The organism is Methanothermobacter sp. (assembly GCF_030055435.1).
Taxonomy (GTDB): domain Archaea; phylum Methanobacteriota; class Methanobacteria; order Methanobacteriales; family Methanothermobacteraceae; genus Methanothermobacter.
Genome location: NZ_JASFYG010000001.1, coordinates 1 through 23998, shown reverse-complemented (window position 1 = coordinate 23998; position 23998 = coordinate 1). Strand labels below are relative to the sequence as shown.

Genomic DNA, 23998 nt, shown 5'->3' with positions numbered 1-23998 from the left:
ATGGAGTTTTAGGGGTGATAATGAACAGATCTGTGGATTTAGGGGGAAAATACTTTAAATTAAAAGATTATATTAATCACTGTTCCATCTTACATCAGGGAATCCCCTGAGGAATGGTTTGAAGGGAATAGTCAGGTGAGGCCATGATAAGACTGGTATATGATATAAACATCTACCGGGACGTCCTCAGGGAGGTCCTGAGACCAGGGGATACCGTTGTTGAACTGGGGTGCCACATAGGAAACTCAACACGAATAATATCTGACCTCGTGCCGGGTGGCAGGGTTGTGGCGGTTGATAACAGTCCCGAGGCGGTTGATGTTATGGAGACCCTCAGCAGGGAGAGGGATAACGTTGAATTCATATCAGGCGATGTTCGCCTCCATGAAACCCTTGAAGAGGTCTGCAGTATGATTGAATCCTGTGATGTGCTCAGCGTTGACCTTGGAGGGGGTTACCATCCAGATACAACCTTCAAGGTGTACTTCATATGGTCATCCACACTCAAACCAGGGGTCTCCATCATAAGGAACCGGGGCCTCCTGGACTTTGTATGCTCATCCATCACCGAAGAGTCATTCACCTCAGGGTATGGATGGCTTGAGTCAAGTGGGGATGCTGGAATCCCACCAAGGCTCAGGGAATTTAAACTCTGGTCCAGTAAAATCTACAAGGAGGGTGCCCATGATAGGCAAAAAGATTAGAATTGAGAGGATAATCAACAGGAAGACCGACAGGACTGTCATAGTACCCCTTGACCATGGAGTCTCAATTGGACCCGTTAAGGGGATAATAGACATGGCTGGGACCATTGATGAGGTGGCAAGTGGCGGAGCCAACGCCGTCCTCATGCACAAGGGGATGGTGAGGAGCGGACACAGGGGGTACGGGAGGGATATCGGCCTCATAATACACCTATCCGCAAGCACGGGCCTCGGCCCTGACCCCAACCATAAGGTGCTTGTCACCTCGGTTGAGAAGGCCCTCAAGCTGGGCGCCGATGCCGTCTCTGTCCATGTTAACGTGGGATCCGAGAGGGAACCCGAAATGCTCATAAAGCTCGGTACCGTGGCCGAGATCTGTGACGACTGGGGAATGCCACTCATAGCCATGATGTACCCCCGGGGTGAGAAGATAAAGGACGAGCACGACCCTGAGGTTGTTAAACTTGCAGCGCGTGCAGGTGCAGAACTGGGTGCAGATATAATAAAGACCAACTACACCGGTGACCCTGACACCTTCAGGGAGGTTGTGAAGGGCTGCCCTGTCCCTGTGGTGATAGCAGGGGGCCCAAAGATTGAAACAGAGGATGAACTCCTCCAGATGGTCAGGGACTCCGTTGATGCAGGTGGTGCCGGTGTAGCCATTGGAAGGAACATCTTCCAGGCTGATTCACCGGCAGATATGACCCGGGCCATTGCAGGTATCGTCCATGATGGCCTTGAAGTTGAGGATGCCGTCAGGATACTCAGGGGTGGCGACTGAGATGAAATTCGCATGGCTGATGGCCCCTGACACCTACTGGGATGAGAAGAAGGCCTTCATAACAGCAGCCCTCGAATCAGGGATAGACCACATCGTGGACACCTCCGATACAGATAGGATAAAGAAACTTGGAAACCTCACCCTCATATCCCCTGAGGAGGAGGCGGACATAGTACTCATCGGAAAGGATGGGGAGGGCGATGGAACCCTGGAACTCCCCGAGACCCTTGATTACTCAAGGGACCTTGAAATGGCAGCTGAGCTTAAATCCGGGGGTAAAGAGGTTGCGGCCTACGTTGAGATAAGGAGCAAGGCCCACGAGGAACTCGCAAGGAAACTGGGCCGCATCGTGGACTACCTCATACTCGTTGGTGAGGACTGGAAGATCATCCCCCTTGAGAACATAATAGCAGATCTCCAGGACGAGGACGTTAAACTTGTGGCTGCGGTTGCAGATGCCGATGAGGCGAGGGTTGCCCTTGAAACCCTTGAACACGGAACCGACGGTGTCCTCATAGAACCCGCGGACATCTCACAGATAAAGGCCATAGCAGAGCTCCTCGAGGAGATCGAAAGTGAAACCTATGAACTCAAGCCCGCCACCGTCACCAGGGTTGAGCCCCTGGGCTCCGGTGACAGGGTCTGCGTGGACACCTGCTCAATGATGGACGTCGGTGAGGGTATGCTGGTGGGCAGCTACTCACAGGGTCTCTTCCTGGTGCACAGTGAGTCCCTTGAAAGCGAATATGTGGCCTCAAGGCCCTTCCGAGTGAACGCCGGACCTGTACAGGCCTACGTCATGATACCCGGTGGCAGGACAAAGTACCTCTCTGAACTTGAAACCGGGGATGAGGTCCTCATCGTTGACCGGAATGGGAGGTCGAGGACCGCGGTTGTTGGAAGGGTTAAGATTGAGAAGAGGCCCCTGATACTTGTTGAGGCAGAGTATGAGGGCGTGAAGGTGAGGACCCTCCTGCAGAACGCCGAGACAATAAGGCTGGTGAATGATAGGGGTGAACCTGTATCTGTGAGTGAGCTCAGTGAGGGTGATAAGGTCCTTGTCTACTTTGAGGACTCTGCAAGGCACTTCGGTATGGCCATAAAAGAGACCATAATCGAGAAATAAGCTGGCAGATGGTGGATTCGCCATCATCAACCCACCACCCCTGAAAATGGGATACTATGTACAGCGTCAGGCTCATAACGCCCGGGGAAAAGGATGAATTCCTGGCTGAACTCTCCAGACTCAGACTCTTTGAGAGGAAGGCCAGCCTCCATGGGGCCTGTGTCAAGCTCCTCACAGATGACGTGTCATTTAAGGAGGAGTGGGAGGACAACTTCAGATTCATGAGCGAAGATGTGAGGCCCCATGCAAAGGTATTCGCTGTGTCAGATGGTGGTGACCTGGAGGTTCTCTACGAGGCAAATTCAAAGACAGTCATAATCAGAAACTGTGACTACTATGGCTGGGTTAAGAGCATAGCCCTTGCAGCGGTTGCAGACTTCTTTGAGGAGTACCATTCAGAGCACCGCCGCTACTCGGTACATGGCTCAGCCCTCGACCGTGAAGGGGCTGGACTTGCGATCATAGGGCCGCCGGGTACAGGTAAGACGACCCTCACCTACGGTCTACTCCTAGATGAGGCCTACAGTTATGTCTCAGATGACTGGTTCTTCATCCGCCTCCTTGAGAACGGAGTCCTCGTTTATGCATCCGAGAAGAACTCCTACATCCGGGACGATATAGGGACTGTGTGGAAGGAGTACTCCCCCCTCCTGGAATCTGTGAAACTGGATGCCAGATCCAGGGGGGTCGCAGATGTTGGAATGCTCTTCGGGGGGAGAATAAGGGATTCTACCACACTCAAAAGGGTCGTTCTCCTTGAGAGAAACCCTGATAACCCCCCCATGAGGAGGCTGGATCCAGATGAGGGCCTGAAGTACCTGCTGGAAAACGACTTCTGCAACCCCCACCAGCTTGTAAGGGATGAGAGAAAGATGGGGCTCCGCAGGAGGTTCTTCAGTGAACTCCTGGGCAGGGTGGAACTCCACATACTCAACACCATTGAAACACCGGCCAGGAGCCTTGAAAGGCTGAAAAAACTTGACTGAAACATGGAGGATCATGAAATGAAGGTCAGGGCCTTCCTTGCAGTTGATGCTGACGATGAACTAAGGGAAAGGGTGTGTGAGATACAGAATATCCTGAGGGGCGCCGATGCCCAGATAAAGTTCGTTGAACCTGAGAACCTCCACTTCACCCTGAAATTCTTCGGTGATGTGGGTGAGGGCAAACTGAGGAGGATAAGGGGGATAGTTGAGGAAACCCTGAAGGGTTATGAACCATTCGACCTTCACGTGATGGGGGCAGGTGTCTTTCCTAACCCACGCTATATCCGGGTGGTGTGGCTTGGCGTTGAAAACCCGGGGGTATTCTCAGAGCTACAGAGAAACCTGGACATGGAATTTGCCAGGATAGGATTCCGGAAGGAAAGGGATTATGTGCCCCACCTGACCATCGGGCGGGTCAAGGGTCCGAGGAACCGTGAGAAACTCGCAACCCTGATAGATGAGCTTGAGAATGTGGAAGCCGGAACCCTCAGGGTTGACAGGGTCTCACTTAAAAGGAGTGATCTCACACGGGAGGGACCCATCTACAGTGACCTTGAGGTCTTCAGAATCTGATTTTAATTGTGGCGGACAATCATGGGCCACAGTGGACACTGAGAGTATAAAACCTGGATACGTGGTGGATAAACATGGACTACAGCGGGATACTTGAAAGTATAAAACCCAGAAGAGAAGAATATCAGCGGGTCATGGAATTATCAGATAGCCTTGTTGAATGTATAAATGAACTCGCAGCGAGGATGGGGATAGATGCTGAGGCCTTCCTTGTGGGTTCAGTTGCCAAGGGAACCTGGCTCTCAGGCGGCGCCGACATCGACATATTCATCCACTTCCCCCTGGACACCCCCGAGGATGAACTGAAGGAGAAGGGCCTGAAACTCGGATACATGTGCATAGAGAGGTTCAGGGGAGAGGCCGAGGAGAGGTATGCGTCACACCCCTACGTTACAGGACACATAGATGGTTACGAGGTGGACTTCGTCCCCTGCTACAGGATATCCCATGCCTCAGAACTCAGATCCGCAGTTGACAGAACCATACTCCACACCAAGTACATCCAGAGGAACCTTAAGGAGGAGCAGATGGATGAGGTTCTTCTCCTCAAACAGTTCATGAAGTCAACGGGAACCTATGGATCAGAGTTCAGGGTTGGAGGCTTTGCAGGTTACCTTGCAGAGCTCCTTGTTCTCCACTATGGAAACTTCGAGGGGGTGCTTAAGGGCGCCCTCACTTGGAGGCCCGGGTACATCATAGACCTCGAGGGCCATGGTACCGGTGGGGACTTCAAGGAGCCCCTCGTGGTGGTTGACCCTGTAGATAGTAATAGGAACGTTGCGGCGGCACTCACACTCCAGCGGATGGCTGAATTTGTAACCGCGGCCAGGAATTTCCTGAGGGACCCGAAACCAGAATATTTCAGGAAACCACAGTACACCTCAGACCCCAGTGAAATACTTGAAACCATTGAAAAAAGGGGCTCAAAGGTCATCCTGGTATCCACAGGGGTGCCTGATGTCCCGGCGGATGCCCTTTACCCACAGCTCAGGAAGACCCTTGATTCCATAGTCAGGAACCTGGAGAATGAAGGTTTCTCGATTCTTGGGGCCGACTACTGGAGTGACGAATCAAGTGTAGCTTCTATGCTCATTGAAATGGAGGTCTGGAAGCTTCCATCCTACAGGAAAAGATACGGCCCCCCTGTCTGGTCCAGACGGCACAGTGAGAGGTTCACAGAAAGGCATGAGAGGGTATGGGTTGAGGGTCCAAGGCTTGTAGTGGAATTCCCCAGGAGGGATAGGAACGCAGTTGATTACATTAAAAGGCTCCTATCAAAACCTGAAAGGCTGAAGATGGGAAAGCACATCCGTGAAGAGATAATAAAGGGTTTCAGTGTTGAGCTACTCAATGATACAATTGAATCACTGGCCCCTGAATTTCTGATGTTCCTTGACGCCTTCCTGAATCCCTGGAAGGCCATCAGAAGATGATATTATGATTCCCTTTCATGAACAAATTTCGGGACGGCACTCTTGAGGGGATCAAATGTCTCAGGGTTCTTAACCTCCATGCATATCATGCTAACCTTCGAGTGGAGTGATGTGGGGAGTCTCAGTATCCTTTTGAGGTCAATTGTGACCTTGGCATCCACCATCTTCATGTTTATCCCGGCAACACCGGCAACCAGCCGGGGGTAGACCCTTGGGCCTATCCTCCTCTTGAACTCCCCCCACCTGTCCTCAAGGAGGAGTTCCCTGTTCTTCACAACTTCACGGACCGTCCTTGCCGTGACATTCTCTATCCTCTCATCACCCCTCATGTGGAGGAAGACGTGCTTCGCCCTCTCTGTGAAGACCCTGTGGTACCCTAGGGGGATGGAGAAGTGTTCCATCTCATAGGATTCGCCGCTGTGTATGAATTTCCTCCTGGGCCTGCGTGCACCGGCGGTGTACCTCAGGATCTCAGCCCTCACCTCTGATCCAAGTTCCATGACCCCAGGGTCAAGGACCCTTATATGGTAGCCCCTCCCTGAGTATACCACGTGCACGTCCCCCAGTCCCAGGTCACCCCTGAGGGTGTCAACCATCATGAGGACCAGTTCCCTTGCCTCATCAAGGCACGTTTCACAGACCCCCTCACAGTTACATGACCTCACAGGAAGGTCCTTGGCGTCCACGTCAAAGATGAGTTCAGATCGCTGCCATCCCCTCCTCTTACCTGGCTCCCTGTAGAATGCGACGGAGGAGTAGGCTGCAAATGGGAACCTGGCCCTCATGAACCTTGAAAGGCGTTTCTCATCATCGAATACCCTGTACCTGTCACTGGGGCCCCTGCCTGTGTGGTCAAATCCGAACTCCCTCATATGGATGTTCCTGGCTATGAATTCCGGGAGTTTCCTTACATCCCACTCTTCACGGTAGTACCTCTTCCTCTCAAGGGGTGTTGCGGCCTCAAAGATCCTATCAGTCCTCCCCTTCCTGTTCTGACTTCTCCTTCTGGAGCTCCCACCTCTTCCTGTTGTAGTAGGTGAGGGGATTGGTGATCCTCCTGCAGAGCTCATCGGGTCTGCAGAGGTCGGGTAGGTGTATTTTGATCTTCTCGCAGCTCATGGGAGTGTACCATTTACTCTCACCCTCATGTTCGGGTTCCAGTTCATCATGGACCCCAAATCCCAGCTTCGCGGTTATGTTCAGCTTCTCCTGGGGGTCGTCCTCAAATAGGGGTGGTTCACACCTCTCTGCTGCCCCATATATTATGGGGAGTATCTCCTCCCTGACCACCCTTAGGTCAGGGTCAAGGTCTGAAACCTTAAGGGGTGTCCGGTCCCTGAAAACCGAGGGGTATAACCTTGCATAGGATATGAATGAGGTGAGCAGGAGGACGATGGCGTCGTTCCTGTTACCTGATTTCACACCATCCAGGGTCCCCCTTATGCATGGGGGGAATGCATCCGGGACAAGTTTACCTTGCCCTGCAGATTTAACCGGCCCTCCCCTGAATGATGTGACCTCATTAACAGTCTCCCTTATCCTTTCTGCTGTTTCAATGATGATGGGGTGGGGTTCCACTGTGGAGCTCATCTCAGAGACCCTCTCAATGTAGTCCTCTGTCTTTTGCATTATTATACGGGATATCAGTGTCTCCTTGAGTTCCAGACCCACAAGTGCAGCATAGAGACTCCTGGGGTCCCTGTCGGTTATTCGATCCTGGAATGTCATGAGGAATTCGTCCTCATCAATCACAACCCTCCCCCTGTGGAGTATGAGGTCTGTGAGCCTCAGCTTACCTGACCCAATGAGTTCTGAGAGTTCAATCCAGCCGGTTCCTTCGGATCCAAGTTCAATGAGGACTTCCTCGATTATCTCAGCCCTTTCACTTCCAAGGACCCTGAAGCGGTCCTCCACAAGGGCCCCTGCAGATTCAACAACCAGTCTCACCTCCCTTGAGCCCCTTCTGAAACCTGCACCTGCTGCCTGTGCAAGGACATAGAATGCAATTACATCGTACTCCTCTATTTCGGGGTTCATGAGGTATGCGTAGTCCCCATGATCAAAACCTTTTCTCTGCCTCCTGAGGTACCATTCCAGTCTCTTGATGGCAAGTTCACCTATGCTTCCCGGGAGGAGTGAATTATCATCAAGGTTCTGGCCCCTTGTACGTTTAACTGTATCCAGGAGTGCACTGCTGGCCTCAAATATAGTGTCAGGGGATCCATAGTTCCTTACAATTTCCCTGGCATCCTCTGAGAAAGGGTTTATGAAAAGTGAAGACACCATGTTTTAACTGTTTACTGAGGTGACCCATAAAGATATGGGTCCATACTTCACAGTTACCAGGATAGGAGGTCAGAAGGATTCTGCCCATAAGCCATGAAAGGGTCATATAAACCTTAATGTTCGGAAGGGGGCCCCTAAAGTGGTTCCATGAAAATGGAGATGGTTTTAAATTCCCTCACATAAATTTATATAGAGGTAAACCGTAAATCTAAACTGTATCTTAATGATATCACTCATCTTATTCTAATCTGTTTTATGATTCGAGGAGGAGTTGAGTTGAGCAAAGTATTTATCACCTGCGCACTTCCCTATGCCAATGGGCCCACACATCTCGGTCATCTGAGGTCAACCTACATACCCGCAGATATATATGCAAGGTACAGGAGGCTGCGGGGTGACGATGTCCTGTTTGTGTGCGCCACAGATGAACACGGAACACCCATAGCTGTCAAGGCAGAGAGGGAGGGCCTGGAACCCATTGAAGTGGCCACAGAGTACCATGAGATGATAAAACGTGACCTTGAGGAATGCGACATATCCTTTGACAGTTTCACAAGGACAACCGATGATCTGCACTATGAAATAGCCCAGAACTTCTTTCTGAAACTCTATGAGAAGGGCTACATATACGAGAAGGATATAAAGCAGCTCTACTGCAACAGCTGTGAGCGCTTCCTCCCGGATAGGTACGTTGAGGGGACCTGTCCCCACTGTGGAGGTGAGGGTGCCCGTGGAGACCACTGTGAGAGCTGTGGAAGGCACCTTGAACCCCTCCAGCTTGAGGATCCACTGTGCATGGTGTGCGGCTCAGAACCCGTGGTGAGGGATTCAAGGCACTACTTCTTCCGCCTCAGCCAGTTCCAGGATAAACTCAGGGGATGGATTGAGGAATCGGATATGCCCTCAAATGTTAAGAACTACGCCCTGCAGTGGCTCAGGGAGGGCCTCAGGGACTGGATACTCACGAGGGACATGGACTGGGGAGTCCCTGTACCCCTTGAGGGAAATGATGGTAAGATAATCTATGTCTGGGGTGAGGCCTTCCTTGGATACATATCATCTGCTGCAGCCTGGAGCAGAAGAAGCGGAAAGCCCTGGAGGGAATACTGGGATGCAGGCGCGGTTCACTTCATAGGAAAGGACATAATATACCACCACGCCATATTCTGGCCAGCCCTCCTCATGGCCTACGGGTGCAGAACCCCTGAGAACATAATAGCCGGGGAGTACCTCTCACTTGAGGGGAGAAAGATGTCCACCAGTAAGAACTGGGTTGTCTGGACATCAGATTTCCTTGAAAGATTCCATAAGGACCTTCTGAGGTACTACCTCACAGTCAACGCCCCGCTAACCAGGGATACTGATTTCTCATGGGACGACTTCCAGAGGAGGGTCAACGATGAACTGGCGGATGTCCTTGGAAACTTCCTCCACCGCACCTTCTCCTTCACAGGGAGGTTCTTTGATGGCAGGGTGCCTGAACCATCAGAACTCACCGCAGAGGACGAGGAGTTCCTCAACTCCATAAAAAGAGCCCCAGATACTGTGGGTGAGCTCCTGGAGAACTTCCAGTTCAGGGACGCCCTGATGGCAGTGATTAAACTTGCAAAGAAGGGTAACAAGTACTTCAACGATCAGGAACCATGGAAGGCCATTAAGGAGTCACCTGAGAGGGCCTCAACATGCCTCTACCTATGCAACCTCCTTGCGGCCAACCTCGGGAAACTCTTAATGCCCTTCATGCCATCCTCAGCGGGGAGAGTGCTCTCCATCATGAACATGGAGGATGAACCATGGGGCTTCCATGAACTTGAAGCGGGAAGGGTCATAGAGAGGGCCAAGCCCCTCTTCTCAAAGATACCTGATGAGGTAATTGAGGAGGAGAAATCAAAACTCATCAAGGAGGAGGATAGTGTGTCTGAGACCGTGACAATCGATGACTTTGCAGCCCTGGACATCAGGGTGGGTATTATAAGGTCAGCTGAGAGAATAGAGGGGTCAGATAAGCTCCTTAAACTTATTATAGACGTGGGTGAAAGGGAAATGCAGGTGGTTGCGGGCCTTGCAGAGAAGTACAGCCCCGATGATCTCCTTGAGAGGAAGGTTACCGTCCTTACCAACCTTAAACCAGCCAAACTCTTTGGTGTTAAATCTGAGGGCATGGTCCTTGCAACCGGTGAATCACTGAACCTCCTGGATCCTGGTGATGCAGGTATCGGTGAACGGATAATGTAGACGTGTATAAACCTCTGCTACTTCGGTATGCTGTGCCTGGCTGGAGAATATTATGAACGAATCAGGTCTAATTGCAAGGTCAGAAAGGTTTCTGGAGAGTATAAGGGATAGAAGGATCTCTGAAGATGATCTTAAGTCACCGGAGGCGCTCCTTAACCTTTACATCTATCTCCGTGGAAACCTTGAGGAGCTTCAGGATCTGAAGGAGGCTATGGAGCTGAGGGGTTTCAAGTACCCCTTCAGGTCAATATCCGGGTACAGCACCCACCAGTCCCCTGAAATCGCTGAGGACATCCATGATATAAAGAGGCATGCCCAGTACTTCCGTATGAAGGCATCTGTAAAGAAGAACCTTCTTGACAGGGTTAACTCTGCAATCTCATCCCACAGGATAGCCCTTGGCAACATTGAGGAGTACGTTTTCCTCACATGCCATGGATGTTCAAGAACCCTGCGGCTGGGAGAGGTTGAGCTTCATGACCCAGCAGGGGGTATTGACTGCCCCTGTGGATCAGATAGCCTGAAGGTCATCTTCAATGAACGGGCAATCTGCAGGCCTGAGATAATACCGCACCTCCCTCTCTCAGGGGATTACATGGTGAAGATGTCTGAGCTGAGCCTCTGGGCCAGGAAGGCCCTCAAGAAGATAATGAGGCTCCTTAAAAACGAAAAGAAGGGGGCTGTAAGATCTGCCAGCCTCGTTATAAGGGTCCTTGAGGATGGAAGGTGGATCAGAAGGCGCATAACCCTTGACAGTGAGGACGATGACTACGAGAGGATGCTGAGGCAGAAGTATGGCCCAAATGTTAGGGTGGAGCTGATACAGTTCCACAGGAAAAAATCCAGCATAGTGAATGACAGGTACACGAGGACCGCCCTTGCACTTGCATATGCAGGTCTATCCCAGAAGATAATAGATCAGATACAGGATACCGTCTACAGAGAGAATCTCAGGGATTACGATGCTGTGGAGAGGTACCGGGAGATAGTCTTTGATGCCAGGACATATTCACCTGATCTCAGGATTTCCGAAGATGAACTAAGGGAGGTTAGATTGCATAGGATGCACAGGCTAATCCATGAAGCCGGTCTTGGTGATGAAAATGGTAACCTGAATCCCAAGCTGAAGGAGGATCTTGAGACAATGGAGGAACTCAAGAGGGAGGTCTTCAGGGATGTTCCCGTGAACCTCATTCTCTGGGACATCGCCTTCTACTACCTTGGAACATCCCTGGATCGTCGCTCCAAATACTCGGGTCCATTTCCCAACCTTAGACCCGTACTTGACAGGACACAGGTGAGGACCTTCGATGAGTTCAGTGAGGATGCCCTTGAACTCCTCAGGGGGTACTGGAACTGTGGAATGGTCTATATTGAGAACCTGGGGGATGTTCTACTGAGGAAATTTGAGATTGAGGAGAAAATGAAGGGCCTGCACATGAAACCTGACCCCCTTGCATTCGGGGCCGCTGTACTGCACATGGAGACAGATATTGACACTGAAACATGCGCTGAACTCTTCCATGTGAGTGTGGAGGACGTGACACAAGAAGAAAGAAGCATTGAAAACCTGGGCAAGCCATCTACTGACAGGGCTAGAATGTTTCTTAACCTTATAAAAGGTAATTGAGTGATTTTATGGCAGAAAAGATCCATTTAAATCAGCCTCTGACTGCCAGGAGAATAATTGAGATTCTTGAGAAGAACCCTGACCTCAAGAAGATCACATGTCCCATAAGCCTCTATCACCGTACATCAAAGAGGTACCTGGAGGCCCTTGAGGAACTTGGAGTGGAGGTTGAACCTGTCAAGAGAATCGGGAGACCCCGGAAGTACACAGAAAAGGACGTTAAGATGGTTCAGAGTCTCCTGAGGGAGGGTAAAACTCCCAAGCAGATTTCAGGTATCACAAATATACCCCTCAAGACTGTATACTACCTCAAGGGCGATATGAAACTGAAGCGTGGTAAGAAGAAGAAGTATGATAAGAACACGCGCTTCAGGGTTCGTGAGATGGCAAAGAATGGTGTTCCAGCCAGAAAAATTTCTGAGGAGCTCGGCATACCCCTCAGGACAGTATACTATATACTCAAGAATGGGTGATTAACTGAAAATATTTATAAAGCCGTATCGTTAATAGTAGGATAAATCCGGTGATTTTAATGGTGCTGAACTTTACACCCGAATATTCATCTGTACTTATCGTATCAATAATCTGCTGTATCATATCATTTACATCAACGTATATGGTTATGCCAAGACTTATAAGTAAGCTTAAAGATGCTAACGTCGTTGGAAACGACATACATAAGATCTCAAAGCCCATCGTTGCAGAGATGGGTGGTATCGGGATACTATTTGGCTTCACAATAGGAATGTTTCTCGGTATGTATTTCTTTCCGCGCCTCCACTACGAACTCATGGTGACGCTCCTTGTGATACTCCTTGTGGGTATAGTCGGCATGGTTGATGACCTTGTGAGGCTATCATCACGTGAAAAACTCTTCCTTCTCTTCCTTGCAGGTCTTCCCATAATATGGGTGGCCCCCCCAAACGTCGGAATACTTTACATGATTATGATGCCAGTTGCAGTTTCAATTGCATCAAACCTCACAAACATGCTTGCTGGCCTGAATGGCATCGAATCTGGCCTTGGATCAATTGCAATGACTGCCCTCACAGCCTCATGTATCATAATGGGCAAATACAATGTCTCCATAATAACCATGGCAATGCTCGGAGCCCTCCTGGCCTTCCTAATCTACAACAGGTACCCATCAAGGGTATTCCCGGGGGATGTTGGAACCCTAATAATAGGGGCCTGCATAGCCTCTGTTGCATTCATAGGTAGGATCAAGATAATAGCACTAATAGTCCTCCTCCCCAACATCATAGATGGTCTCCTGAAGTTCTACAGTGCTGGTGTAGTTGAAAGGCACAATCACAAGCCTACAGAAATCTCAGAGGATGGAAAACTCATAGCCCCCTCTGAGGGATTCAACTCCCTCATAAGATGGATACTAAGAAGACCCATGACCGAAAAGAAGGTTGTGATGATAGTGTGGTCAATTGGGGTATTCTTCGGGGCCCTGGGGGTTCTACTTGCATTCATACTCCCTCTGGACCCCTTCTAAGAATTTTCGTATTCAAAGGCCTTAGAGTTTAAAGCCCCAGTAAGGTGGAGAGAGTAGAATTGTTGATTAGGAAGTTTGTTTCATAACATTCCTCATCTCTTACCTTATGAAGTACCTTCTGTTGATGCAGTTGTTCCGTGAACCAGAGTATCTGCCCTTCTGGTCTCAGAAACTGTAGAGTTTGTTGAGGAGTTCAAGGGTCACAGACTCCATCTCCCTCTCATCCAGTTTCTGGAAGATCTCAACAGCCCCTCTGAAACTTGATGCAACACCCTCAGGGTTGTTTTCTATAAAGTCAAGGACCCCCATGAGTACCATTACGACGGCAAGTCCCATATCATTGTTTGTCTTTTTAAAGAGATCCTCGGACTTCTTAAGGTACTTCCTTGAATCGCTGAAATCCTCATTTTTAAGTGAATAGGCCCCCAGTAGCAGGAGCAATGATGCCTCTGTGGCTGTATCACCAATATCCCTTGCAATATGGTAGGCCTCCCTTATCTGGGATATGGAGTCCTCATAGGACTGTGACTGGTACATTGTAAGTGATTCAACTCTTTCCACAAGCCTGTCCAGTAATGGTTCAAGGGCACCAAGATCCACCTCTGCCATCTCAGGTTCAGCTTCCTCCTGGAGGCGGTTGAGACTTGCTATATCTATGGCCTCCCTGATCTTTTCGACCTCCTTGATCTTCTCCCTTAAATCCTTTCTGAGTGGAGAGTTAACAGAGTTATAGATCCGGAGCGCCTCTTTAAAGTACTCCATTGCAGTTTTGATTTTCCTATCACTGAGGTAAACGTCACCCATGGAGTCAAGGGCAAATGCCATGAGTTCCTCGTCATTCATATCAGATGCCACCTTGTAGGCCCTTTCAAGGTAATCAAGGGCCTCCCGGCTATTCCCTTCATCAGCATAAAAGCTGGCTATTCTTATGAGGGTGTCAAATTCCTCCTCAAGGAGTTCCTCAAGTTTACGGAGGTACTTCTCCAGAGATTCAGTCTCCCCCTCTCCCTTAAGAAAATCAAATATGCTCAGAATGGTTAATATCATCATTACAGCCCCAGATATTATTAATGAAATATATGGGAATCTTAATTTAAATAGCTACCGTAAAGGGACCTGATGACCCAATTAGCCGTTAATGGACCTTATGCAATAACTTCAGCCACTAAAAATGGGGCCTGAAATCTAGATCAGCCCACCAGAAGACCCTGGTCACATATACTGTAGGGTGCCTCCCTGGTTTCTCTGGGGGTACTGGCAGATATCATGGAGCCGTCCATGCGGATATGCACATCGAAGAGTTCAGAAATTCCATTCTCTATCTCTGGATCCGCAACACCCTCTGTATACGCCACCAGTGCTATTCCATTGGCCTCCCTCACACGGTTATTGTAGGCCTTGAGCACCCTGAGCACAAGTCTTGGGGGGTTGAATGCCAGGAGAATGGATGCAGAGTCAAATGCTGAAAGGAATATTCCAGACTCCTGGTAGAGGCTCCTTGTGGCTATACCAACCTTTACCATGAGGTCGGTGGTATTCTGAAGGGCAGAGTATCTTATGTTCCCTGAGTCCTGGGGTTTACCACCTCCAAGTCCCGTTGGAAGATCAATTACATGAAGTTTATCACTGAAGGTCTGGATGAACCAGTTAAAGGCCATCGTATTCCTCTGAAGGTCCCTGTAACCATATTCTGCTGCTATGAAAAGACATGGGGTTCCTGCCTGAAGCCCCCTGTAGATGAACTCCGTTGCAAGTACAGATTTACCTGCCTTGGGGGGACCCGTGACCAGGATGACTGAACCAGGCTCCAGTTCACCCACCATATCATCAAGTCCCGCTATACCTGTGGTGTAGTTCTCACTCATGATATCCCTCATGGGTTGACCTTAAGGCCCTCATCGTCTATGGTGTAGGGGGCGCTGACCCTCCCGATCCCTATCATGGCCTCAACTGTGAGTTCGGATCCATCGAGGTGTATTATGTTATCCACAACCGCCTTGAGCATGGTCTCAACCTTAGGGTCTGCTGATCCCTCGGTGTAGGTGACAATGGCAGTTCCGCCAGCGTCCTTGATCCTCATTATGTATGCTGTGAGGACACGGACTATCAGCATCTCATCATTGAATGCCATTAGAGTTGTGAGGGAGTCCAGGACAGACCTGAACATGCTGTAGCTTGCAGTTATGTTCCTTATGGCAACCCCCAGTTTCACCATTATATCGGTGGGGTTATGCACAGATGATGAGAGGTAGGTGTTGCCAGCATCAGATGCTGGGCCTGATATGCTTGATATCGCGTCTATCACATAGAGAAGTTCCTTCTCCATGTAACTCTCGGCATCCATACCAAGAACCTTCATGTTCCTCTTGAGGTCCATCAGTCCATAGTCTGTGGATATGTAGAGACAGGGTTCGCCCCTTTCGGCACCCCCAACCACGAAACCATAACTGAATATGGATTTACCAACCTTCGGGGGCCCATAGACAAGTGTAACAGTATTTTCAGGGATCGCCCCTCCACCAATGAGCTCATCAAGGCCACGTATTCCTGAGGGAATTTTAACAATCATTTAACCACCATAGAGAAGTCCGAGGAGGGTTTCAAGTGCTTCCTTCACTCCCCATCCCTCTTTAAGTGAAACAGGTATTATGGGGACATCACCTCCAAGCTTCATCCTTTTTCTTATCTCATCAGGTGAGAGTGCGCCTGGAAGGTCCTGTTTATTGGCAACCACAACCTTAGGTATCGCCTCTGCCCTTGTCTTTCTTATCATCTCCTTGGCCCTGGCGAAGGTTTCAGGTGCGGTTGAATCCACCAGTATAAATGCCCCTACAGCCTCCCTTGAGAGGACATCCAGTATTAGGTCGAATCTCTCCTGTCCCGGTGTACCGAAGATATCCGCCATGAAGCCCTTATACTCAAGGTGGCCTATGTCCATTGCAATGGTTGTGGGGAACGCCGAGAGGGCCTTTCTATCAACAGAAACTGCTTTTGTGGATATGGACTTCACGAATGTGGATTTTCCTGAATTGTAGGGGCCAGTTACCAGTATCTTGGGCACATAGACCTTAACGCCACCTGGCTGTACAACAAAGAAGAGCACCATGGTATCGGGGGGGCTGGACCAGTCAGAATGTGCAACCATGAACCCCTGACCTATTATGACCCTCTCCTCAATAGTCCTCAGGTCAATGACACAGTCCATAAGTGATCTCAATTTATCCATGAGATCCCTTTCATAGTCCCATTCGGTGAAGAGGTAGACCAGGTTTACATCCAGTTCAGAGGCCCTCCTGTTCCATGCCTCAACAATTTCAAGGGTGTCTTCATCCCCCACGTAATCTATGATTACAGATAGACAGTTTATAACCCCCAATCCACCGGGAATATCCTCTATTGCATTCAAAACAATCTCCTTTATCTCTGAGTAATCACTGACAGTATAACGCTCCTCTGATGGCATTCCAAGGAAGGGTGAACTTCCATCAACAAAGAACATATCCCCCCTCTCAATGTGGGGCTTGATGTCCCAGCCATAGGAGCTGAATTCATATATTATGCTCTCTGGTTCCTCGACGTTGGTGAATATGAACCCCCTCTCGCCCTCAGCAAGGCGCCCGTTCAGCATCTGGTAACCGAATGCCTCATAGTCAACTCCGGGGGATGCCGAGAACATCACAGAAGCCCCCTCCCTCACTCCACCACCAAGGAGGTCGTCGAGTTTCGGGATGTAAGTCCTCTTCATGTTCACATCTCCCTTAGAATTTCATCAACCTGTGCTGCCCTTGAATCCATTTCAAAGAGCAGCAGACCAAGCTGTGCCTCAGGTTCTGCCAGGGCCGTGAATATGGCCTTCTCACCTGCAGGTTTGAGAATGATTATACCCTTCTCGGTTCTCACGGTTATCTCAGAAACGCCGCCAGTGTTCATCTGCCCTGAAGCCGCCTCTGCAGCACCCATTATTGTTGAACAGAGGGCTGAGAATATCCTGGCATCAACATCTGGAGGTGTCCGTGCGTTTATAAGCAGCCCTTCCTTTGAAACAATACCCGCAGCCCTTATCTGACCGACCTGCATAAAAGCAGAGAGCACATCATCCAGTTTTTCCTTCTTTGTTTTGGCCATCAATACACCCCAGTGACTCGGTAACCGGTATCAGGAAGTGTCCCCGGCGATGAGTATTACAGTTTAATTATGTTGTTAACCCTTTATATCAGTTTACATCCAGCCTTGGTGTAATTTAAGGAGGAACCCACACCGCCTCAGATGTTGTGAAGACGTAGTGGTCTGAAAGGGCGGGGTTGTGGTAGGTGCCGGTCAGGTTCTCTGTTCTGAAGGTCCGTGAGATGGATCTCCTCATGCAGAAGTTCACCCTGTCAGAGAGGGACTCCCTCAGGGAAGGCTCCATAGGTGGGCCAGAGAGCCATGCCCTCAGACGGAACTTCCTCCGACCGTATGTGCTGTTGTAGCCCTCGTCAATCATCTCAACCCTGAGAACCCTCACATCTGATGGCTGGAGTAGGGACGGTTTCTGGTTCTGGTACTCCTCAAAGGTAACAGCAGGGTAGACTGCGAGGGTGTCAGTCGTAACCCCCTCCAGGGCCCCGGTTTTTGCAGCCGAATGGGCTGCCAGGAGTTCAAGCTGCATTCCAGCCTGACCAGAGATGAGTATGGCAATGAGGAGCCCGGCCCCTGTAAGTAGCAGGTACTCAATGGGTACCTGCCCTCCGGTGCAGCCATAGATATGACCTGGCCTCAAATTTGTCACAGATGAAGCCCAGGGACTCCTGGATACATCCAACCTCAAAGTTTCACCTCCGAGACCATGATAAGGGTCCTGTTATTCCTGCAGGTGTTCCTTATTGAGTATTTCCTGCCTGCCTCAAGGTTAATTGATGTGGGGTTCCCCTTTGAGTCCGCAATGATAACAGGGCATATATCTGAGAACCCCCTGTAGCCATCCACCCAGCCGTAGACCCCGGTTGAGTTGATCCTCAGCCTGTAAGCTGATGTGTGGTTGAGACTGGGTGGGAGTTCAACAACAACTTCACGGCCCGGGCCCCCTGCAACTGCAAGGTCAACGGCACATGCCACATCGTCCATGAGTATGCGGAGTTCAAGAAGTCCCTCCTCATGGTGAACACCCTCAATCCTTGAACCAGCGATGGCAACCATGGTGGATAAAAGCAGAACCATGAAAAAGGTTGATGTTACGGCGTCAGCTGCCAGAACACCATGTTTATCCATGAGGATAATTAATAAATTTTAGTATATAAATATTACTAACTGGTGTATAGATATAGTTTGATGCACATAAAAACTTACATGTATTCCCTAGTGGTCTTCAGAGGGGGACCCCATAACTTCCATGAACTTGAGGAATTTGTTGAGGATGCCGGTGGCCTTATAATCCAGAGGGACATATTCAGTGTTCACAGGGGTCAGTACTTCCTGAGGAATGAGGTCAGAGTCCTGTGCATCATTCCCAGCACAGATGAAGACATGCTCAGAGAGACCGCCCGAAGGATAAAGGGGGAGATAGAGGGCCTTGATGTTGATAAAGATGTCCTTGAGAGGATACAGTCCCTTCTTGAGGTCTACGATAGGCTCGCAGAAGAACCTTCATGGACCCCCGGAGATGAGATCGCAACCGATGACGGCCTCCTTGATGAAATGGTTGACATGGAACTCATTGAGAGAAGAAAGATGGGCCACAGGGTCGAGTACCGTCTGCTATGAGATTCTATGCTGACGAAGATTTACAGGGTCCATCCCGAATCAGAGGATTCATGTCAGATTTATCTAGGTGGTCCTTCAGATTAGTATAGGAGCTGGAGGATTCAATATGGCAAATGAAATAAAACAGCTTGTGATAGGTATAAGCAGAGATGGAGAGATAATCGTAAAGAGTAACAGGGGGAGGATCTACCCGGTTAAGGTATCATCAGACCTCAGTTTCAGCTGTGAGGACCTCTTCAGGCACAATGATAGGGAACTCTACGCCACAATAAATACCGAGGTCCAGCCCTGGGAATGTGTGTCCATTGAATACGTGGAACGAGAGTAAAATCATCAGCAATTTATTTCATTCAGAGAGAGGGGTTTAGCAGCCACTGACACGCGACATACCACTTATAAAATGAGGAGTACAATAGCTGTACTGAGACCAGATACACCAGATATAGGAGTACAACAATTCAGTGGAGGATATCATGAGAGGAGAGATTCTCATAACCGCGGGAGTAATCCTTATAATCACAGGCATACTCTTAACATTCATCGGAGGAGCCCTCAGCGCCTCCCAGACAAGGGAAAAGGGGGAGGTTAAGGCCGCGGGAGTTGTAATGATAGGGCCCGTGCCCATAATCTTTGGCAGCGACAGGAACATGGCCATCACAGGGGTTGTGCTAGCCCTGATCCTCATGGTGATTGCATACATACTCTTCTACAGATAGGTGTGCTTCCATGAGGATCATAATGGTGGCCTGTGGAGAATACGGCGCCAGGGTGGTGAATACCGTCGCCGCCCATGGGCTGGCACCGGACATAGTGGCTGTATTTGATTATGATGACTATCTAGATGAATTTCTGGATGATCCATCATCACTTCTTCCCCCAGAAATCCCTGATGCAGATCTCACAGTTGCTGCGGGACTCTTCGGTGACCTTAACCTCGTCGCGGCTGAAATAGCGGTTGAATCGGGATCGAAGGCCATCATAGTGGAATCCCATGCGCCAGGTCAGCTCCCTGAAGGTCTTAAATCTGAGATTTCAGGGATGGTTGAATCAGCCGTCTTCCCATTACCCTTCTGTTCACTTGATATTACAGGAAATCCCTTCATTGACTCATTTGCCTCGAGATTCGGGAAGCCTGATGTGAAGATGGATGTGAAGGAGAGTGTCCTTTCGGTCAGGGTTAAAAGAAGCGCTCCATGCGGTTCCACCTTCTACGTTGCAGAGAGGATAAGGGGGGTTCCCCTCCCTGAGGTGGATGTGGCTGCAGGTGAAGGATTCCACAACTACCCCTGCCTGGCGTCCATGGAAGCTGACCCTGTGCTGGGGGATACCCCCCTGCATGTTGCAGGTTACCTCACAAGGGAGGCCTTCAAGAGGGCTGCCGGTGTGCCCGGCGTTTATGCCCACGTCGACCCCCGGGAATGTCTGGGAGAGGAGTGCGGCTTCCTCTGCAGGGATGTCTGCCCCCTTGTCAGGTTATCCATGAATACCATAAGGATGGGTGTGACTGCAGAGGTGGATCCCTTCTCCTGCGGTGCCTGTGGGAGGTGCGCCAGGGAATGTCCCAATAGGGCCATAGAAATTATAAACCCGCGGACATGACGGGATCCGCAGGGTCATCCCTACCCCTTACGTAAAACCCTGAATAACACAGAGGAGATGATAATCTGAAAGGCACACAAAACCCTGAAGTTAATGAGAAAGTTACAGGTGAGGTTGTATTCATAGGTGCAGGTCCAGGAGACCCTGAACTCATAACACTGAAGGCCATAAGGGTTCTTGAAAGATCCGATGTTGTGATATACGCAGGTTCACTTGTAAACAAAAAGATCCTAGAGTATGCGCCAGGCGCGGAGGTCCACAACAGCGCCCACATGAACCTTGATGAGATAACGGAGATCATGGTGGATGCCTGCAGGGCCGGTAAAACAGTGGCGAGGGTTCACACAGGAGACCCCTCTATTTATGGGGCCATCAGGGAGCAGATGAGGGTCCTTGATGAGAAAGGAATTCCATACAGTGTTATACCCGGCGTAAGTTCCGTTTTTGCAGCCGCAGCCGCCCTGGGGGCTGAACTTACACTCCCTGAGATTTCTCAGACCGTTATAATAACACGTCCTGCAGGGAGAACACCTGTGCCGCCTTCAGAGAGCATCGAGGAGCTTGCAAGGCACGGTTCAACCATGTGCATATTCCTGGGTGTCCACATGATAGAGGATGTTGCAGAGAGGCTGATGAAGCACTACCCAGCTGACACTCCCGTTGCCGTGGTTAAGAGGGCCTCATGGCCTGATGAGGAGATTGTGAGTGGCACCCTGGCGGATATATCCATGAAGGTACGTGAGGCCGGTATAAAAAAAACTGCCATGATAATCGTGGGAAGAGTTCTAGATCCAGGGGATTTCAGGGCCTCCAAGCTCTATGACGCCGGATTCAGCCATGAATACAGGTCCTGAACAAATCTTGTACTCAACATTATTTCCCCTGACGCCGATTTAAGCGACGGCAAGCCCTTAACAAACCTATTCTCCTTTTTTAGGTACCTGAGATCAGAACGTGAAGAGCTTTATGTGGACCATTCTGCCACAGGCTATGAAGCTCTCTGTGAGTTCCCTCACCCTTGAGGACTCTCCCTCAATTATGAAGAGTTCAAGGCACTTCCCATCCTTGAGGTGACTGTGTATCTGGGTGCTGATTATATCCTCATAGTCATGTTTTATCTCTGTGACCATGTCCTCGTCATTTCTTTTGTGTATTAGAAAGAGAACCGCGTTTATATCTCCACTCAATTCCTGCATGTTTCTTTTCTCATCTATCAGAAGCCTTGCAGCAGCCCTTATAACATCGGATCTTCCTGAGAATCCCATCTCATCCCTAAGTGCATCTATCTCTGCAAGTAACTTTTCACTGAGTGAAACACTGACCACAACCATAGATCACTCTATTTTAATAAGAATTTATATACTTTATGCTAAAATTTATTAAATTATGCCTCATATATTAACAATTTTTATATATTTTCATGGACATAAAGTGAATTGGTGGTTGGATGGAAAGATGGAAGATAGGTGCAATTGCACTCATAACCATACTCTCCATGAGTGGAATGTACATCTTCACATCAGAGACGTCGGATGAGCCGCAGCAGGAAAAACTGATTGTTGCGGTTACACTAATGCCCCAGAAGGAGTTCGTGGAGGCAATTGCAGGGGACCGGGCAGAGGTGGTTGTCCTGGTACCGGAGGGCGCCGACCCACACACCTATGAACCTGAACCAGAGACACTAAGAAGAGTGTCAGAGGCCAGAGCATACTTCATTGTTGGATCCGGCCTTGAATTCGAAAACCACTACCTTGATAAAATAAGGACGCTCAACCCCACTATGAGGATAATAAACACTTCAGAGGGGATAGAGTTCATCCCATCATCCATTGAAGATTCACATGAATCATCAGAGAGCCCATACGACCCCCACGTGTGGACATCACCCAGAAACGCAATGGTGATGGTGAACAACACACTGAGGGGGCTCCAGGAGATCGACCCCCAGCACAGCAGATACTACAGGGAAAACGCTGCCACCTACCTTGAAAAGCTGCATGAACTGGACAGCCGGCTCAGAATGGAACTTAAAAACAGGACCGGTGAAAGCATACTGGTCTACCACCCCGCCTGGGGATACTTCTGCAGGGAATACGGACTAAAACAGGTTGCAATTGAAAGGGAGGGAAAGGAACCCGGCCCGGCAACATTATCACTGATAATTCAGGATGCCAGAAGGAAGAACATAAGGGTTGTAATCGTATCCCCACAGTTCAGCAGCAGAAATGCAGAACTCATTGCAGACGAGATAGGGGCGAGGATTGCCGTTGTGGATCCACTGGGGGGAAACTACACCAGGAACATTGAGGAGGTACTGAGGGCCCTTAAGGGGTGATGGAAATGCTGGCAGTTGAGATGAGGGATGTCAATTACCACGTGAATGGCAGGCCCATACTTGAGGACATCAACCTTGAGGTACCTGAAGGTGAAATCCTTGCAGTGATCGGCCCCAACGGTGGGGGTAAAACAACACTCCTGAAACTCATAACAGGACAGATAAGGCCATCTTCAGGAACTGTGAAGGTGCTGGGGAAAAATCCTGAGGATGCCCGGGAAAAGATCGGATACCTCCCCCAGAGGAGTCACTTCAAAACAGATTTCCCCATAAACGTCCTCCAGACAGTCCTCATGGGCACATACAGAAGATTTGCGGCATATACAGATGATGATAGAAAAAGGGCCCTCAGATCCCTGAAAATGGTGGGGATGCTGGATTACAGGGATAGAAAAATTGGCGAGCTCTCAGGGGGAGAGCTACAGAGGGTTTTCCTGGCAAGGGCCATTGTGAGGGACCCTGATCTACTCCTCCTTGATGAACCAACTGCAAGCGTTGACCCGGCCTTCAGGACCTCATTCTACAGCCTCATAGATGGCTTGCGGGAGAGGATGACGGTGATCCTTGTATCCCACGATATCGGGACGGTCGCGCAGCACGTGGACAGTGTGGCGTGCCTGAACCACAGGCTATTCGTCCATGGGACAGTGGAGGAGGCCGTTAGCTGCCTTGAGGATGCATATGGCTGTCCAGTGGAACTCATCGCACATGGGATACCCCACAGGGTGCTCCATGAACACAAGGAGGGGTGATTGCCGTGCTTGAAATTCTCCAGTACCAGTTCATGAGGAACGCAGTGATTGCAGCGGTGCTTGTCAGCGTAGCCTGCGGTATAGTTGGAAGCTACGTGGTGACCAAGAGGATAGTCTCGATAAGCGGGGGTATATCACATGCGGCATTTGGTGGTGTGGGGCTGGGATACCTCCTCGGTGTGAATCCGGTGACAGCGGCCATCCCCTTCACCGTTGCAGCCGCTCTCCTTATGGGTAAAATCACAAGGAAAACAGATATAAGTGAGGATACCGCGATAGGTATGCTCTGGTCAGCCGGTATGGCCCTGGGTATAC

The 23998-nt window shown here is 49.8% G+C and carries 28 protein-coding genes; 18 read left to right on the top strand and 10 right to left on the bottom strand.

Annotated elements, in window-relative coordinates:
* Positions 1–143: 143 nt before the first annotated feature.
* The 6 genes from QFX30_RS00140 to cca all read left to right on the top strand — a co-directional run bounded on the left by QFX30_RS00140 (position 144) and on the right by cca (position 5603).
* Entirely contained in the window at positions 144–704 is a 561-nt protein-coding gene (locus QFX30_RS00140) for a trans-aconitate 2-methyltransferase (protein ID WP_300486536.1), read from the top strand.
* Entirely contained in the window at positions 685–1485 is an 801-nt protein-coding gene (locus tag QFX30_RS00135) for a 2-amino-3,7-dideoxy-D-threo-hept-6-ulosonate synthase (RefSeq protein ID WP_300486534.1), read from the top strand. Before QFX30_RS00140 ends, QFX30_RS00135 begins: the two co-directional genes overlap by 20 nt.
* A 1-nt stretch (position 1486) precedes the next feature.
* Positions 1487–2611: a 3-dehydroquinate synthase II gene (locus QFX30_RS00130; protein ID WP_300487343.1), complete on the top strand. Its 1125-nt coding sequence runs from the start codon at positions 1487–1489 to the stop codon at positions 2609–2611.
* Positions 2612–2667: 56 nt separating this feature from the next.
* Positions 2668–3597 carry a hypothetical protein gene (locus QFX30_RS00125; RefSeq protein ID WP_300486531.1) on the top strand — a complete coding sequence of 310 codons (930 nt, stop codon included), beginning with the start codon at positions 2668–2670 and terminating at the stop codon, positions 3595–3597.
* 3 nt (positions 3598–3600) lie between these two features.
* Positions 3601–4170 carry an RNA 2',3'-cyclic phosphodiesterase gene (gene thpR, locus QFX30_RS00120; protein WP_367186112.1) on the top strand — a complete coding sequence of 190 codons (570 nt, stop codon included), beginning with the start codon at positions 3601–3603 and terminating at the stop codon, positions 4168–4170.
* 74 nt (positions 4171–4244) lie between these two features.
* Positions 4245–5603: a CCA tRNA nucleotidyltransferase gene (gene cca, locus QFX30_RS00115; protein WP_300486529.1), complete on the top strand. Its 1359-nt coding sequence runs from the start codon at positions 4245–4247 to the stop codon at positions 5601–5603.
* 2 nt (positions 5604–5605) lie between these two features.
* Here the strand turns inward: cca and priS are convergent, their stop codons facing one another.
* Both priS and QFX30_RS00105 read right to left on the bottom strand, forming a co-directional pair.
* A complete protein-coding gene (priS, locus tag QFX30_RS00110; RefSeq protein ID WP_300487338.1) occupies positions 5606–6571 on the bottom strand; it encodes a DNA primase catalytic subunit PriS in 966 nt (321 codons plus the stop codon).
* Positions 6572–6575: 4 nt separating this feature from the next.
* Positions 6576–7889 carry a DNA primase gene (locus tag QFX30_RS00105; RefSeq protein ID WP_300486528.1) on the bottom strand — a complete coding sequence of 438 codons (1314 nt, stop codon included), beginning with the start codon at positions 7887–7889 and terminating at the stop codon, positions 6576–6578.
* 276 nt (positions 7890–8165) lie between these two features.
* Here QFX30_RS00105 and metG point away from each other — a divergent pair, with 276 nt between their 5' ends.
* Genes metG through QFX30_RS00085 form a run of 4 tightly spaced genes read left to right on the top strand, consistent with a single transcriptional unit; the run spans position 8166 to position 13258 of the window.
* Positions 8166–10124: a methionine--tRNA ligase gene (gene metG / locus QFX30_RS00100; RefSeq protein WP_300486526.1), complete on the top strand. Its 1959-nt coding sequence runs from the start codon at positions 8166–8168 to the stop codon at positions 10122–10124.
* 52 nt (positions 10125–10176) lie between these two features.
* Positions 10177–11754: a DUF530 domain-containing protein gene (locus tag QFX30_RS00095; RefSeq protein ID WP_300486523.1), complete on the top strand. Its 1578-nt coding sequence runs from the start codon at positions 10177–10179 to the stop codon at positions 11752–11754.
* An 8-nt stretch (positions 11755–11762) separates the two neighbouring features.
* Entirely contained in the window at positions 11763–12227 is a 465-nt protein-coding gene (locus QFX30_RS00090) for a helix-turn-helix domain-containing protein (RefSeq protein ID WP_300486519.1), read from the top strand.
* A 59-nt stretch (positions 12228–12286) separates the two neighbouring features.
* Positions 12287–13258 carry a glycosyltransferase 4 family protein gene (locus tag QFX30_RS00085; RefSeq protein ID WP_300486516.1) on the top strand — a complete coding sequence of 324 codons (972 nt, stop codon included), beginning with the start codon at positions 12287–12289 and terminating at the stop codon, positions 13256–13258.
* Positions 13259–13423: 165 nt separating this feature from the next.
* Here the strand turns inward: QFX30_RS00085 and QFX30_RS00080 are convergent, their stop codons facing one another.
* The 7 genes from QFX30_RS00080 to QFX30_RS00050 form a co-directional block, all read right to left on the bottom strand.
* Positions 13424–14308, bottom strand: coding sequence for a tetratricopeptide repeat protein (locus tag QFX30_RS00080; protein ID WP_300486513.1), 885 nt, complete (start codon positions 14306–14308; stop codon positions 13424–13426).
* Between the two features lie 140 nt (positions 14309–14448).
* Complete coding sequence (locus tag QFX30_RS00075) at positions 14449–15135, bottom strand: RAD55 family ATPase (RefSeq protein ID WP_300486511.1); 687 nt, start codon at positions 15133–15135, stop codon at positions 14449–14451.
* The gene (locus tag QFX30_RS00070; protein ID WP_300486508.1) at positions 15132–15827 is read right to left on the bottom strand and encodes an RAD55 family ATPase; all 696 of its coding nucleotides are present in this window, start codon (positions 15825–15827) and stop codon (positions 15132–15134) included. Before QFX30_RS00070 ends, QFX30_RS00075 begins: the two co-directional genes overlap by 4 nt.
* Positions 15828–17003 carry a GTP-binding protein gene (locus QFX30_RS00065; RefSeq protein ID WP_300486506.1) on the bottom strand — a complete coding sequence of 392 codons (1176 nt, stop codon included), beginning with the start codon at positions 17001–17003 and terminating at the stop codon, positions 15828–15830.
* Between the two features lie 2 nt (positions 17004–17005).
* Complete coding sequence (locus QFX30_RS00060; RefSeq protein ID WP_013295793.1) at positions 17006–17383, bottom strand: roadblock/LC7 domain-containing protein; 378 nt, start codon at positions 17381–17383, stop codon at positions 17006–17008.
* 115 nt (positions 17384–17498) lie between these two features.
* Positions 17499–18065, bottom strand: coding sequence for a hypothetical protein (locus QFX30_RS00055; RefSeq protein WP_300486505.1), 567 nt, complete (start codon positions 18063–18065; stop codon positions 17499–17501).
* A complete protein-coding gene (locus QFX30_RS00050; protein ID WP_300486504.1) occupies positions 18062–18505 on the bottom strand; it encodes a hypothetical protein in 444 nt (147 codons plus the stop codon). The genes QFX30_RS00055 and QFX30_RS00050 overlap by 4 nt, the downstream gene beginning before the upstream one ends.
* A gap of 78 nt (positions 18506–18583) precedes the next feature.
* Between QFX30_RS00050 and QFX30_RS00045 the strand changes: the two genes are divergently transcribed.
* The 5 genes from QFX30_RS00045 (at position 18584) to cobM (ending at position 21450) form a co-directional block, all read left to right on the top strand.
* On the top strand, positions 18584–18997 hold the full coding sequence (locus QFX30_RS00045) for a methyl-coenzyme M reductase family protein (RefSeq protein WP_300486502.1): 414 nt from the start codon (positions 18584–18586) through the stop codon (positions 18995–18997).
* A 106-nt stretch (positions 18998–19103) separates the two neighbouring features.
* Positions 19104–19325, top strand: coding sequence for a hypothetical protein (locus tag QFX30_RS00040; protein WP_300486500.1), 222 nt, complete (start codon positions 19104–19106; stop codon positions 19323–19325).
* A gap of 145 nt (positions 19326–19470) precedes the next feature.
* The gene (locus tag QFX30_RS00035) at positions 19471–19713 is read left to right on the top strand and encodes a TIGR00304 family protein (RefSeq protein ID WP_300486497.1); all 243 of its coding nucleotides are present in this window, start codon (positions 19471–19473) and stop codon (positions 19711–19713) included.
* Positions 19714–19723: 10 nt separating this feature from the next.
* Positions 19724–20596 carry a DUF166 family protein gene (locus QFX30_RS00030; RefSeq protein WP_300486494.1) on the top strand — a complete coding sequence of 291 codons (873 nt, stop codon included), beginning with the start codon at positions 19724–19726 and terminating at the stop codon, positions 20594–20596.
* Positions 20597–20718: 122 nt separating this feature from the next.
* On the top strand, positions 20719–21450 hold the full coding sequence (cobM, locus tag QFX30_RS00025; protein ID WP_300487335.1) for a precorrin-4 C(11)-methyltransferase: 732 nt from the start codon (positions 20719–20721) through the stop codon (positions 21448–21450).
* A gap of 93 nt (positions 21451–21543) precedes the next feature.
* Here cobM and QFX30_RS00020 read toward each other — a convergent pair whose 3' ends face one another.
* A complete protein-coding gene (locus tag QFX30_RS00020) occupies positions 21544–21927 on the bottom strand; it encodes a CopG family ribbon-helix-helix protein (protein ID WP_300486492.1) in 384 nt (127 codons plus the stop codon).
* 116 nt (positions 21928–22043) lie between these two features.
* Here QFX30_RS00020 and QFX30_RS00015 point away from each other — a divergent pair, with 116 nt between their 5' ends.
* The 3 genes from QFX30_RS00015 to QFX30_RS00005 all read left to right on the top strand — a co-directional run.
* A complete protein-coding gene (locus QFX30_RS00015) occupies positions 22044–22931 on the top strand; it encodes a zinc ABC transporter substrate-binding protein (protein WP_300486489.1) in 888 nt (295 codons plus the stop codon).
* Positions 22932–22936: 5 nt separating this feature from the next.
* Positions 22937–23683 (top strand): metal ABC transporter ATP-binding protein, encoded by a 747-nt coding sequence (locus QFX30_RS00010; RefSeq protein ID WP_300486486.1) that lies wholly within the window; start codon positions 22937–22939, stop codon positions 23681–23683.
* 5 nt (positions 23684–23688) lie between these two features.
* Positions 23689–23998: metal ABC transporter permease (locus QFX30_RS00005; RefSeq protein WP_300486482.1), on the top strand; the 310-nt coding region annotated here is incomplete at its 3' end.